The 12,925-nt window shown below is 54.6% G+C and carries 12 protein-coding genes and 1 pseudogene; 11 read left to right on the top strand and 2 right to left on the bottom strand.

The window, feature by feature from the left end:
• The first annotated feature begins 73 nt into the window (after nt 1-73).
• The 3 genes from ltaE (at nt 74) to BV494_RS02510 (ending at nt 3,907) form a co-directional block, all read left to right on the top strand.
• The gene (gene ltaE, locus BV494_RS02520; RefSeq protein WP_104921429.1) at nt 74-1,087 is read left to right on the top strand and encodes a low-specificity L-threonine aldolase; all 1,014 of its coding nucleotides are present in this window, start codon (nt 74-76) and stop codon (nt 1,085-1,087) included.
• Nucleotides 1,088-1,168: 81 nt separating this feature from the next.
• Nucleotides 1,169-2,605, top strand: coding sequence for a DUF2867 domain-containing protein (locus BV494_RS02515; protein WP_104921428.1), 1,437 nt, complete (start codon nt 1,169-1,171; stop codon nt 2,603-2,605).
• A gap of 267 nt (nt 2,606-2,872) precedes the next feature.
• Complete coding sequence (locus BV494_RS02510) at nt 2,873-3,907, top strand: NAD-dependent epimerase/dehydratase family protein (RefSeq protein ID WP_104921427.1); 1,035 nt, start codon at nt 2,873-2,875, stop codon at nt 3,905-3,907.
• 20 nt (nt 3,908-3,927) lie between these two features.
• Here BV494_RS02510 and BV494_RS02505 read toward each other — a convergent pair whose 3' ends face one another.
• Complete coding sequence (locus BV494_RS02505; RefSeq protein ID WP_104921426.1) at nt 3,928-4,773, bottom strand: N-acetylmuramoyl-L-alanine amidase; 846 nt, start codon at nt 4,771-4,773, stop codon at nt 3,928-3,930.
• Nucleotides 4,770-5,096: a heavy metal-binding domain-containing protein gene (locus BV494_RS02500; RefSeq protein WP_013574757.1), complete on the bottom strand. Its 327-nt coding sequence runs from the start codon at nt 5,094-5,096 to the stop codon at nt 4,770-4,772. The genes BV494_RS02505 and BV494_RS02500 overlap by 4 nt, the downstream gene beginning before the upstream one ends.
• A 176-nt stretch (nt 5,097-5,272) precedes the next feature.
• Here BV494_RS02500 and BV494_RS02495 point away from each other — a divergent pair, with 176 nt between their 5' ends.
• The 8 genes and pseudogenes from BV494_RS02495 to BV494_RS02460 all read left to right on the top strand — a co-directional run bounded on the left by BV494_RS02495 (nt 5,273) and on the right by BV494_RS02460 (nt 12,864).
• Complete coding sequence (locus tag BV494_RS02495) at nt 5,273-5,854, top strand: lipoprotein (protein WP_104921425.1); 582 nt, start codon at nt 5,273-5,275, stop codon at nt 5,852-5,854.
• Between the two features lie 230 nt (nt 5,855-6,084).
• Nucleotides 6,085-6,812: pseudogene (artP, locus tag BV494_RS02490) on the top strand (arginine ABC transporter ATP-binding protein ArtP).
• Between the two features lie 48 nt (nt 6,813-6,860).
• Nucleotides 6,861-7,592, top strand: a complete 732-nt coding sequence (artJ, locus tag BV494_RS02485) for an arginine ABC transporter substrate-binding protein (RefSeq protein ID WP_104921424.1) — start codon at nt 6,861-6,863, stop codon at nt 7,590-7,592.
• A gap of 12 nt (nt 7,593-7,604) precedes the next feature.
• Nucleotides 7,605-8,321, top strand: coding sequence for an arginine ABC transporter permease ArtQ (gene artQ, locus BV494_RS02480; RefSeq protein ID WP_104921423.1), 717 nt, complete (start codon nt 7,605-7,607; stop codon nt 8,319-8,321).
• Nucleotides 8,321-8,989, top strand: a complete 669-nt coding sequence (artM, locus tag BV494_RS02475) for an arginine ABC transporter permease ArtM (RefSeq protein WP_104921422.1) — start codon at nt 8,321-8,323, stop codon at nt 8,987-8,989. Before artQ ends, artM begins: the two co-directional genes overlap by 1 nt.
• 225 nt (nt 8,990-9,214) lie before the next feature.
• Nucleotides 9,215-9,949: an arginine ABC transporter substrate-binding protein gene (locus tag BV494_RS02470; RefSeq protein ID WP_104921421.1), complete on the top strand. Its 735-nt coding sequence runs from the start codon at nt 9,215-9,217 to the stop codon at nt 9,947-9,949.
• Between the two features lie 174 nt (nt 9,950-10,123).
• A complete protein-coding gene (gene cdd / locus BV494_RS02465) occupies nt 10,124-11,008 on the top strand; it encodes a cytidine deaminase (RefSeq protein ID WP_104921420.1) in 885 nt (294 codons plus the stop codon).
• Between the two features lie 158 nt (nt 11,009-11,166).
• The gene (locus tag BV494_RS02460) at nt 11,167-12,864 is read left to right on the top strand and encodes an NAD-dependent malic enzyme (RefSeq protein WP_104921419.1); all 1,698 of its coding nucleotides are present in this window, start codon (nt 11,167-11,169) and stop codon (nt 12,862-12,864) included.
• Nucleotides 12,865-12,925 lie beyond the last annotated feature (61 nt).

The raw sequence follows: 12,925 nt of genomic DNA, 5'->3' as shown, positions 1-12,925 counted from the left end.
GTGGGGAGTCAGGCGGGCACAGGTTGCCCGCTTTTTCTTCCACTTAACATTACCCAGCAGAAGGATTATTACGTTGATCGATTTACGCAGTGATACCGTAACCCGCCCCAGCGAAGCTATGCGTCAGGCGATGGCCAGCGCTGAAGTCGGCGATGATGTCTACGGCGATGACCCAACGGTAAATGCTTTGCAGGATATGGCCGCGAAACTGTGTGGCAAAGAAGCCGCGCTGTTTTTACCGACCGGTACACAGGCCAATCTGGTTGCACTGCTGACGCACTGTCAGCGCGGAGAAGAATATATTGTCGGTCAGAAGGCCCACAATTATATGTACGAAGCCGGCGGTGCCGCGGTTCTCGGCAGCATTCAGCCGCAGCCGCTCGACATGGCCGCCGACGGTTCCATTCCGCTGGATAACGTCGCCGCCGCCATCAAACCCGATGACATTCACTTTGCCCGCACACGTCTTCTGAGCCTGGAAAATACGCACAGCGGCAAAGTGCTTCCGCTCGATTATCTGCAAAAAGCTTACGCGTTTACCCGTGAAAAAGGGCTGGCGCTGCACATCGATGGCGCACGCATCATGAATGCCGCGGTCGCGCTGAACGTTGAGCTGAGCGAAATCACCCAATATTGCGACACCCTGACCATTTGCCTGTCGAAAGGTCTGGGCGCGCCGATTGGTTCCCTGCTGGTCGGTAGCAAAGACTACATCCATCGTGCGAACCGCTGGCGCAAAATGACCGGCGGCGGCATGCGCCAGTCCGGCATTCTGGCGGCAGCGGCCATTTATGCGCTGGAAAACAACGTGGCACGTCTGAAAGATGACCATGATAATGCGCAGTGGCTGGCTGAACAGCTGAGCAATATTGGCGTGGAAATCGCCGGGCCCGGCGCGCAGACCAACGTTCTGTACATTAAACAGAGCGCTGAACTGGCCGAAAAGATGGGCCCGTGGATGCGTGAGCGCGGTGTCATCATCAGCGCCGGTCCGCTAACCCGCGTGCTGACGCACATCAACATCAGCCGTGAAGACCTGCAAAAAGTCGTCGCCCTGTGGCAGGAATTCCTGCACCAGCACGCCTGACCGCCAACCAGTCTGCGGCGGCAAGCCTTACGGCTGTCGCCGCATTTTCATGATTTCCCCTACTCTCAGAGCAAACGGATTATGCCAAGAATTGTCGTCCTCGGTGCCAGCGGATATATCGGACAACATCTGACTGCCCACCTGAGCCAGCACGGTTTTCAGGTCACTGCGGCCGCGCGGCGCATCGAATGGCTGCAACAACAAAAATGGCCTCACGTCCGTTGCTGTTTTGCGGATGTATACCAGAGTAAAACGCTGACCAGCGCCTTCGAAGGTGCCGACGTGCTGGTGTATCTGGTTCATGCCATGACCGAAGATGACGACCTGCTGGAAAAAGAGCGTCAGGCCGCGCAGCACACCCTGCTGGCGCTGCGCGATTCCTCCATCAAACACATTATTTATCTCGGATCCATGCAGCCGGAAGGCAACCATTCCCCTCATTTGCAGGCGCGCAAACTGACCGGCGACTTGCTGCGGATGAGTAATATTCCGGTGACAGAACTGCGCACCGGCATTGTGATTGGCGCGGGCTCGGCGGCGTTCGAAGTCATGCGCGACATGGTCTACAACCTGCCAATTCTCACGCCGCCGAAGTGGGTTCGCTCGAAATCCTCGCCGGTAGCGCTGGAAAACCTGCTCAATTATTTGCAGGGTCTTGTGACCTTGCCCGCCAGCGGAAACCGTATTTTTGACGCCGCCGGGCCGGAGTACATCAGCTATCAGACGCTGTTCGAACGCTTTATTGCCCTGAGCGGGAAACGCCGGTGGCTGATCCCCGTTCCCCTGCCGACCTCTTTTGTTTCGGTGTATTTCCTCAGCCTGATTACCTCGGTGCCGACGTCGCTCGCCAAGGCGCTGATCCAGGGGCTCAATCACGATTTGCCCGCTGACAGCGAAGCACTTCAGGCGATGATCCCGCAGGAGCTGATTTCTATTGATGAGGCGATTCGCCGCACGCTGGAAAGAGAACAACAGCAGGTCATGGATTCACCCGACTGGGGCTATGACCCGGACGCCCGTGCGCGCTGGCGGCCCGGCTACGGTTATTACCCGAAACAGGCGGGCTTCACGCTGGAAACGTCAGCGTCAAAAGCGTCCCTGTGGAAAGTGGTGCAGAAACTCGGTGGCGTGGAAGGTTATTTCTATGCCAACGGGTTGTGGAAGACGCGGGCACGCATCGACGATCTTCTCGGCGGCGGCGTAAAGTATGGCCGCCCTGACCGGGACTTCCTGAAAATCGGCGATAAAATTGACGGATGGAAAGTGATCAGCCTGAAACCGCAGCGTGAACTGGCGCTGTTATTCGGAATGAAAGCGCCGGGGCTCGGACGGCTGACGTTCACGATCACCGATCACGGCGAGAGCCGCAGTCTGGACGTTCGTGCATGGTGGCATCCGGCCGGGTTCAGCGGTTTGCTCTACTGGTTCAGTATGATGCCCGCTCATCAGTTTATTTTTCGAGGCATGGCGAAACGCATCGCCAGTCTGGCCCGTCAGAAAGACCGCTGCGGAAGCTGAAAGGGTTTATTTAAAGCGCAATCGCACAGTTTCAGACATTGCTGCCCCCCTTTCCCATTGCAACCCGCACAATTTCACGAAAGAATGGCGCGCTTATTGCTGAGAGGCGCCCCAGCCTCAGTAATTTCACTCATTGGGATGTACTCAAAATCATTCGGGTTGCAGCAAGGCAGCAAACGAATGAATCCCGATGAGCTGACTGGAGTCAGTGATTCGGGTGAATGAGAGCAGCGAACACCGCTGCAACGTGAAGGATGAAGAGTAGTTATGAGAGTTTTGGTTACCGGCGCGAGCAGCGGTTTAGGGCGCAATGCGGTCGAGTTTTTGCGAAATAAAGGGATTAAAGTCCGGGCGACGGGTCGCAATGCCGCCATGGGTTCACTTTTGCAAAAAATGGGCGCGGAATTCATTCATGCCGATCTCACTACATTGGTGTCGGCGCAGGCCAAAGCCTTGCTCGCCGATGTCGATACCGTCTGGCACTGTTCCGGGCTGATGTCGCCGTGGGGCAGCGAACAGGAATTCGAACTGGCGAACGTGCGCGCGACGCGCCGTCTGGGCGAATGGTCCACGGCGTACGGCGTGGAAAATTTCGTGCATATTTCCTCACCGGCGATTTATTTCGATTTTCATCATCACCGCGACATCCCGGAAGATTTCCGCCCTCACCGTTTCGCCAACTCCTTCGCCCGCAGCAAAGCTGCCGGTGAACAGGTGATCCACACGCTGGCGATGTCCAATCCGCAAACGCATTTCACGATTTTACGCCCGCAGGGTTTGTTCGGGCCGCACGATAACGTGCTGCTGCCCCGTCTGATGCAAATGCTGAAATACGGTGGCACGCTGATGCTGCCGCGCGGAGGCGAAGCGCTGGTCGACATGACGTACGTGGAGAACGCGGTTCACGCGATGTGGCTGGCGACGCAGTCTGAATCCACCGAATCCGGACGCGCGTTTAACATCACTAATCAGCAACCGCGCCCGCTGCGCACCCTGGTAAAGCAGCTGATGGAAAGTCTGGATATCAAATATCGCATCCGCTCGGTGCCTTATCCGCTGCTGGATATGATGGCGCGCGGCATGGAACGCATCAGCAAAAGCTCACACAAAGAACCGGTGCTAACCCATTACAGCGTCGCGAAACTGAATTTCGATCTGACGCTCGACACACAGCGCGCGCAGAAAGAGCTGGGATATGTGCCGGTGATTTCGCTGGATCAGGGAATTATCCGCACCGCCGCCTGGCTGCGCGACCACGGTAAACTTCAGGGCTTGCACGGCATCGGCCCGAAACGCGACTGACCGCAAGGTCAGCCGCTTTCTCAGTTATTCGAATCCGGGAACTGCTGCAACAGCGCCAGAACAATGGCTTCTGACTGCGCGTCAGCATTCCCGCGATAATCACTCTGCCTGAAATGCATCTGGAACGCTGAAATCACACGGCGCGCCTGCTCCGGCGTCATGTTTTCCGTCACGGGATAACCGTACTGTTTCAGCAAAGCCAGCAGATGAGCCTGATCCACCGGCTGCTGCGGATTTCTGCCCGCCAGAAAATGGCTGACCCGCGCCGCATCCGGCCAGGCACCAATGCCCCGATCCGCCATCTGCTGCCACGGGAATAATGGCCCCGGATCGTCCTTACGCTGCGGTGCAATGTCGCTGTGGGCGACCACGTTGCGCGGTTCAATCTGATAGCGCGCGACAATGCCTTTGCTCAGGTCAGCCAGCACATCAATTTGCGCGGGCGGGAACGGATAGAATTTTTTGCCCAGCAGCGTCGTGCTGTACCCTTTGTTTTCAAGCTCAATGCCGATGGACGTATCATTCAGATTGGTACGTCCGCGCCAGCCGCTGGCTCCTGCGTGCCACGCGCGCATGTTTTCCGGCACCAGTTGCCACGCGACCGGTTTCCCGTTTTCGAGCGGCGGTTGCGCCGGGATCAGGTAATGCGCGCTGACGTGTTCATCCGTTAGCGTGTTTAATGCATTGTGGAAATCTTCTGCCGTATAGTGGATGACCAGAAAACGCACCCGCTGATCCATGCCCTGCGCCTGCCGCGTCGTTTCCAGCCGGTAAGGTGAATTTTTCGCCTGTTTACCGCTCTGACAGCCCGTCAGGGCCAGCAAAAGCGCGGCAATTACGCCGCTTCTGAAGCCCTTCCGCCTCATTTTCGATGCACAATAACAGCGGTGCCGGAGACGCTGACCATCAGCATACTGCTGTCTTTGCCCACGGTTTCATAATCGATATCAATGCCGACCACGGCGTTAGCGCCGCGTTCTTTCGCCTGTTCTTCCAGTTCGCGAAAAGCAATCTCGCGCGCTTTGCGCAGTTCTTTTTCATACGCGCCGGAACGGCCACCGACGATATCGCGTACGCCTGCGAAGAAATCACGAAAAATGTTCGCACCCAAAATCGCTTCGCCCGTCACTACACCGCAATATTCCGCGATGGTAAAACCTTCCAGGGTCGGAGTGGTTGAAATTTGCATGAGTATTCCTTATCAGTTGTCGTCCACAAGTCGGAGAAAAGCACCCGAATAGCATAAACGATGTATCCCGTCTGAACGTATCATTTCTCTGCGCCATGCATTAAGCCAAATCGGTTTTATACTGTAGGATTAAGAAAGTCATGGTGAAAACGTTCAATCTTTCAGTAAGGAATACGATGAAAAAGAAAATTCTTGTCGCCGCAATCCCTCTGGTATTGATGTTAAATGCCTGTACCACGGTAGACCCTGCCTATAAGGATATTGGTAGCCGCAGCGCGCCATGTATCGACGGTGGCCCCGACAGCGTCGCTCAACAATTCTATGATTTTCGCATCAAACAGGGCGGCAGCGGGGTCCCTGACTCCGGCCAGCTCGCCGCGTACCGGCCTTATCTGAGCACCGCACTTTACGCTTCGCTGCTCAAAGCGCAGTCGCAGCCGAAAGTGGATATTGCGTCATCGCCGAACGAGAAAGCCGGTGCAGGCTCAGGCGATGGCGACATTTTCTCCAGCCTGTTTGATGGCCCGACGTCCGCCTCCGTGGACAGCGCGTCCACCATTCCGAACACCGACGCCCGGAATATTCCGCTGCGCGTCACGTTCACCCGCGAAAAAGATAAAGCGGCCACCACGCAATGGAAAGATGAAGTCCTGATGGTGCGCGAAGGCAAATGCTGGACCGTGGATGACGTGCGCTATATGGCCAATCTGGACTTTGCCTCCAGCGGCACGCTGCGCCAGGTTTTAGAAAACCAGTAACGACGCTTTCTTAAAAAAGCCGCCTGAGTTGATGTTCTAAAGTGATTGCATAACAGGGGTTAATACTGAATATCGTCATTAACCAACATTTGCATCACAGTGATGCAACAATATCTTGTGCTACACTTTGCCACCTGGGCGGCGACACATAATTTTTAAGCCGTGATCGTTGCATAACTATGCTGTGGAAGTTACCATCTGCGGCATCAATGGCTATTCACTATTTGCGCATGAGTATTCAACTTAATAGCATCAACTGCTTCTATGGCGTGCATCAGGCGCTTTTGACATTCAGCTCGACTGCCCTGCCGGTGAAACCCTCGTTTTACTGGGCCCAAGTGGTGCAGGTAAAAGCTCTCTGTTACGTGTTCTGAACCTGCTGGAAATGCCCCGTTCAGGCACACTGCAAATCGCCGGTAACACCTTCGATTTCACCCGCAAACCGGATGAAAAAGCGGTCCGCGAACTGCGTCAGAACGTCGGCATGGTTTTCCAGCAATACAATCTGTGGCCACATCGCACCGTACTCGACAACTTAATGGAAGCCCCAATGCGTGTTTTGGGTCTGACAAAAGATGTCGCGATGCAACGTGCCCAGAAATTGCTGACCCGTCTGCGTCTGACTGATTACGCCGATCGTTTTCCGCTGCACCTTTCCGGTGGCCAGCAGCAGCGTGTGGCGATTGCCCGTGCGCTGATGATGGAACCCCAGGTTTTGCTGTTTGACGAACCGACCGCCGCGCTTGACCCGGAAATTACCGCCCAGATCGTCAGTATTATTCGCGAACTGGCCGGCACCGGGATTACTCAGGTGATTGTGACCCACGAAGTGGAAGTGGCGCGTAAAACCGCCAGCCGCGTGGTGTACATGGAAAATGGTCGCATCGTGGAACAAGGTGACGCGTCGATTTTCGCTCAGCCGAAAACCAAAGAGTTTGCGAGCTACCTTTCCCACTAAAACTGTTTCCTATCAACATATTGATTGATGTTTTCTACGGAGTAAGCGATGAAAAAATTAGTAATTGCCGCGGTTCTGGCGACCGTCAGTTTGTCTGCCAGCGCTGCTGATACCATCCGTTTCGCAATGGAAGCGTCTTATCCTCCGTTTGAGTTTGTAGACTCCAGCAATCAGATTCAGGGCTTCGACGTCGATCTGGCCAACGCTATGTGTAAAGAGATGCAGGCTACCTGCACATTCACAAACCAGGCCTTCGACAGTCTGATCCCAAGCCTGAAATTCCGTCGTTTTGATGCGGTCATTTCCGGTATGGACATCACCCCTGAGCGTGAAAAACAAGTTTCTTTCACCAACGCTTACTACGATAACTCCGCTATTTTCATCGCCCACGCTGGCCAGTTCGCTGACGTTGCCGGGCTGAAAGGCAAACGCGTCGGTATGCAAAACGGCACCACTCACCAGAAATTCCTGATGGATAAACATCCGGAAATCACTGCCGTGCCTTACGACAGCTACCAGAATGCCGTGCTGGATCTGAAAAATGGTCGTCTGGACGCCGTCTTCGGTGACACCGCCGTAGTCAACGAATGGCTGAAGCAGAACAAAAATCTGGCTGCTGTGGGTGACAAAATCACTGATCCAACTTACTTCGGTACCGGTCTGGGTGTTGCCGTTCGTCAGAACAACACCGAACTGCTGACTAAACTGAACGATGCTCTGGCAAAAGTGAAAGCAGACGGCACCTACAAGACGCTGTATTCCAAATGGTTCCAGCAATAAGTTTGCCTATCAATGACTGAATTCCAACCTTTAGCAAGCGCCGCCGGAATGACCGTCGGCCTTGCCGTTTGCGCGCTGGTCCTCGGCCTGATTCTGGCGATGATCTTCGCAGTCTGGGAATCTGCGCCGTGGAAGCCACTCAGCTGGCTCGGTACGGCGTGGGTCACTGTGCTGCGCGGTCTGCCAGAAATTCTGGTCGTGCTTTTCATCTACTTCGGGTCATCACAGTTGCTGATGGTGCTGGCGGATGGCTTTAGCATTAATCTCGGGCTGTTCTCCGTGCCGATCAAGCTGCCCATCGAAAACTTCGAAGTCAGCCCGTTTGTCTGTGGTGTCATCGCCCTTTCGCTGCTCTATTCCGCTTATGCTTCGCAGACTTTGCGCGGCGCGCTGAAAGCCGTTCCGCAAGGCCAGTGGGAATCCGGCCAGGTGCTGGGCATGAAGAAATCGGCGATTTTCTTCCGCCTGATCATGCCGCAAATGTGGCGTCACGCGCTGCCGGGCCTGAGCAATCAGTGGCTGGTGCTGCTCAAGGACACCGCGCTGGTGTCGCTGATCAGCGTGAATGATTTGATGCTGCAAACCAAAAGTATCGCCACGCGGACACAGGAACCTTTTACCTGGTACGTGATTGCGGCCTGCATTTATCTGATTGTTACCCTGTTCAGCCAGTTCGTGATTAAACGCATCGAACTGCGTACCACCCGCTTTGAACGGAGTGCTTCCTGATGTGGGAATATTTACCTGAAGTCCTGAAAGGATTGCACACCAGCCTGACACTGACGGTCGCCGCGCTGATTGTTGCGCTGCTGTTGGCGATGATTTTCACCGTGATCCTGACGCTGAAAGTGCCCGTTGTCAGCCAAATCGTGAAAGGTTACATCACGCTGTTCACCGGTACGCCGCTGCTGGTGCAAATCTTCCTGATTTATTACGGTCCGGGGCAGTTTCCGTCTATTCGTGAAATCCCCTGGTTATGGGAAGTGCTGTCACAGCCGTGGCTGTGTGCCATGTTTGCGCTGGCGCTGAACAGTGCCGCTTACACCACGCAACTGTTTACCGGTGCGGTACGTGCGATCCCGTCCGGCCAGTGGCAGTCCTGCGAAGCGCTGGGCATGTCGAAATCGCAGACCCTGCGAATTCTGCTGCCGTATGCGTTTAAGCGCGCGCTGTCGTCCTACTCCAATGAAGTGGTGCTGGTGTTTAAAAGTACCTCTCTGGCGTACACCATTACGCTGATGGACGTTATGGGACACAGCCAGCTGATGTATGGCCGCACCTACGACGTGATGGTATTTGGCGCTGCCGGTCTGGTTTATCTGTGTGTGAACGGATTACTGACCCTGATGATGCGCCTGATAGAACGCCGTGCGCTGGCGTTTGAACGCCGTAATTAATGAACACCGGACGCCTGAAGGGACGAGAGATCGTCCCTTTTTTTATGTTTTCGAAATAGCCGGTCAATCTTTGCTTTAATTTTTTAATCAAATTTATTGCATACAAATTCATTTAATGGCAATTTAAACGCAGGTTTCACTTCCTGCCAGTTACCCGATTACATTAATAAAATCAGTAAACTGAACCATGAAGGGAATGTCATTTTTTGAACAGGAATGTATTGCATGAAAAAGCTGATCCTCGCTGCCGTTTTATCTGCCACCGCTTTCACCGCTACCGCTGCTGAGACTATTCGTTTCGGGACTTCCGCGACCTATCCGCCGTTCGAATCCATGGACGCCAACAACCAGATCGTCGGGTTTGATATGGATCTGGCGAAGGCCGTGTGTCAGCAGATGCAGGAAACCTGTACATTCACCAACCAGCCGTTTGACGGGCTGATCCCGGCGCTGAAATTCCGTCGTTTTGACGTCATCATTTCCGGTATGGACATCACCGAAGAGCGCAGCAAGCAGGTCACGTTTACCCAGCCTTACTACGCCAATACCGCCATGATTATCGGGCCGAAGGGGAAATTCTCTTCCATTACCGATCTGAAAGGGAAACGTGTTGGTCTGGAAAACGGCACCACGCACCAGAAATACCTGATGGAAAAACATCCTGAAATCACCACCGTCGGTTATGACAGCTATCAGAATGCAATTCTGGATCTGAAAAGTGGTCGTCTGGACGGGCTGCTCGGCGATACCGCCGTGCTGAATGGCTGGCTGAAATCCAACCCTAATCTGGGTGAAGTGGGCGAACTGATTAAAGATCCGCAATACTTTGGTACTGGCGTGGGAATGGCCGTGCGTCCGGAGAATAAAGAATTACTGGCGAAACTGAATGCGGCGCTCGACGGCATTAAAGCCAACGGCGAATTCAAAAAGATCAACGACAAGTGGTTCCCTGCACAGTAATCCTGTTCACTCTTCAAACAGAAAGCCGCCTGTCATGGCGGTTTTCTGCGTAACATCTCTCAAAACTGCAACTTCATATCTTCTGTTTCATCAAAAAAGTGATTTCTGTCACACTTAGTTCACGTAATGACTTTTACACTGTTTAACCGTAATCACAGTCGAGATCGAATGTTTATGCACGCACGTTTTCACACCGCCTTTGCGGCACTCCCTGAAAATTTATCCTCCGCGCTTGAGCCGTTTCTGCGACATGATGACTTCCCGGCAATGTTCACTGCCGCCGAGGTTGCGCAGGCAAAACAGGCAACCGGTCTGGACAACGACGCGCTGGCATTCGCCCTGTTACCGCTGGCTGCAGCCTGTTCTGTGACGCCGATTTCGCATTTCAACGTGGGCGCAATTGCCCGCGGAACCTCCGGTAATCTGTACTTCGGTGCCAACATGGAATTTGCCGGTGCGCCGATGCAGCAAACCGTTCACGCCGAACAATCTGCGGTCACGCACGCCTGGCTGCGTGGCGAAACGCGTCTGGCCTCCATCACCGTCAATTACACGCCTTGCGGCCATTGCCGTCAGTTTATGAATGAACTGACCAGCGGCACGGCGCTGGATATCCATCTGCCGGATCGCGATGTCGCCACACTCGGTGATTATCTGCCGCATTCCTTCGGGCCGAAGGATCTGGATATCACCACGCTGCTGATGGATAAGGTCGATCATGGTTTCACGCTGAAAAACGCTGACACGCTTGCCGCGCATGCGCTGGATGCCTGCAACCAAAGCCATGCGCCTTACAGCAAATCGCACAGCGGCGTGGCGCTGGAAACGCATAACGGCAAACAGTTTGCCGGGCGCTACGCGGAAAATGCCGCTTTCAACCCGAGCCTGCCTCCGTTACAGGCGGCATTAATCCTGCTGAACCTGTGCGGTGAAGACTGCCTGAAAGTTCGCCGCGCCGTGCTGGTCGAACAGGAAGGCGCGCTGATCACTCAAAATGACGCCACCCGCGCCACGCTGAAAGCCCTCGGCTGCGCAGATGTCACCACGCTGAACTGCTGAAACCGCCGGGTTTCGTGATCGACCTAACACTAATGACTACGTTCTTGTAGTCATTAGTTACATAACATTGTCCGATTTGAATTCCCCGTTTCCTCTCTGTTACCCTCTCGTCTCTAAACGATAAAAATTAACATTCTGAGCCCCGGAAGAGTAAAACGATGGAACTTGAATACGAAAGCAAACGTCCCCTGTACATCCCTCACGCTGGCCCTATCCTGTTAGAATTTCCGTTACTGAATAAAGGCAGTGCGTTTACCGAAGAAGAACGCAGCAATTTTAACCTCCACGGCCTGCTGCCTGAAGCCGTCGAAACAATCGAAGAACAGGCCGACCGCGCCTACCGCCAGTTCCAGAATTTCAAAACTGACATCGATAAACATATCTATCTGCGTAACATTCAGGACACCAACGAGACGCTGTTTTACCGTCTTCTGGACAGCCATCTCAGCGAAATGATGCCGGTGATTTATACCCCAACCGTCGGTGAAGCCTGCGAGCATTTCTCTGATATCTACCGCCGCGCCCGTGGCCTGTTTATCTCCTACCCTAACCGCGAGCACATCGACGACATGCTGCAAAACGCCACCAAACAACACGTCAAAGTGGTGGTGGTGACGGACGGCGAGCGCATTCTGGGTCTGGGCGATCAGGGCATCGGCGGCATGGGTATTCCTATCGGCAAATTATCGTTGTATACCGCATGTGGCGGCATCAGCCCGGCATATACCCTGCCGGTCGTGCTCGATGCAGGCACCAACAACCCGCAACTGCTCAACGATCCGCTGTACATGGGCTGGCGTCACCCACGTATCACCGGCGAAGAGTACGAAGCGTTTGTCGACCAGTTCATTCAGGCGGTAAAAATCCGCTGGCCGAACGTGCTGTTGCAGTTCGAAGATTTCGCGCAGAAGAACGCCATGCCGATCCTCGAACGTTACCGCGATGAGTTGTGCTGTTTTAACGATGATATTCAGGGCACCGCGTCCGTGGCGCTGGGCAGCCTGATTGCCGCCAGCAAAGCCGCCGGTGGCAAACTGAGTGACCAGACGGTTGCCTTCCTCGGCGCGGGTTCAGCGGGTTGTGGTATCGCAGAACAAATCATCGCGCAGATGAAATCCGAAGGCCTGAGCGACGAAGAAGCCCGCGCGAAAGTCTTCATGGTGGACCGCTTCGGCCTGCTGACCGACAAACTGCCGAACCTGCTCGATTTCCAGAGCCGCCTGGTGCAGAAAAGCAGCGCGCTGACCGGCTGGGGCTTGAGCAATGACAGCATTTCCCTGCTTGATGTGGTGCGTAACGCCAAACCTACGGTTCTTATCGGTGTTTCCGGCCAGCCGGGTCTGTTCACGGAAGAAATCATCCGTGAAATGCATAAACACTGCGCCCGTCCGGTGGTCATGCCGCTGAGTAACCCGACATCACGCGTGGAAGCCACACCGGCCGATATCCTGAACTGGACGGACGGCGCGGCGCTGGTTGCTACCGGCAGCCCGTTTGCGCCGGTAAGCCATAAAGGCACGCTGTACCCTATCGCGCAGTGCAACAACTCCTTTATCTTCCCGGGGATCGGGCTGGGTGTGATTGCCTCCGGTGCAACCCGCGTCACGGACGGCATGCTGATGGCCGCCAGCCGGACTCTGGCTGAATGCTCGCCGCTGGCCACTGAAGGCACCGGTTCGCTGCTGCCGGATGTGGATGACATTCAGGGCGTCTCAAAATGTATCGCGATGGCGGTGGGCAAAGCGGCACAGTTGCAGGGTGTGGCGATGGTGACGTCTGAAGATTCGCTGTCTAAAGCAATCGAGCACAATTTCTGGGCACCGCAGTACCGTTCCTACAAACGCACATCATTCTGATTCCGCAATATTCAGAAGAATCAGACTGACCATGATCCAGACCAATGCCGGTGCATTGGTC

The sequence above is a fragment of the Rahnella sikkimica genome (genome assembly GCF_002951615.1).
In the GTDB taxonomy this organism is placed as follows: domain Bacteria; phylum Pseudomonadota; class Gammaproteobacteria; order Enterobacterales; family Enterobacteriaceae; genus Rahnella; species Rahnella sikkimica.
Note: the sequence above shows the minus strand (reverse complement) of the source record. Positions and strands in the feature narration are given on the sequence as shown.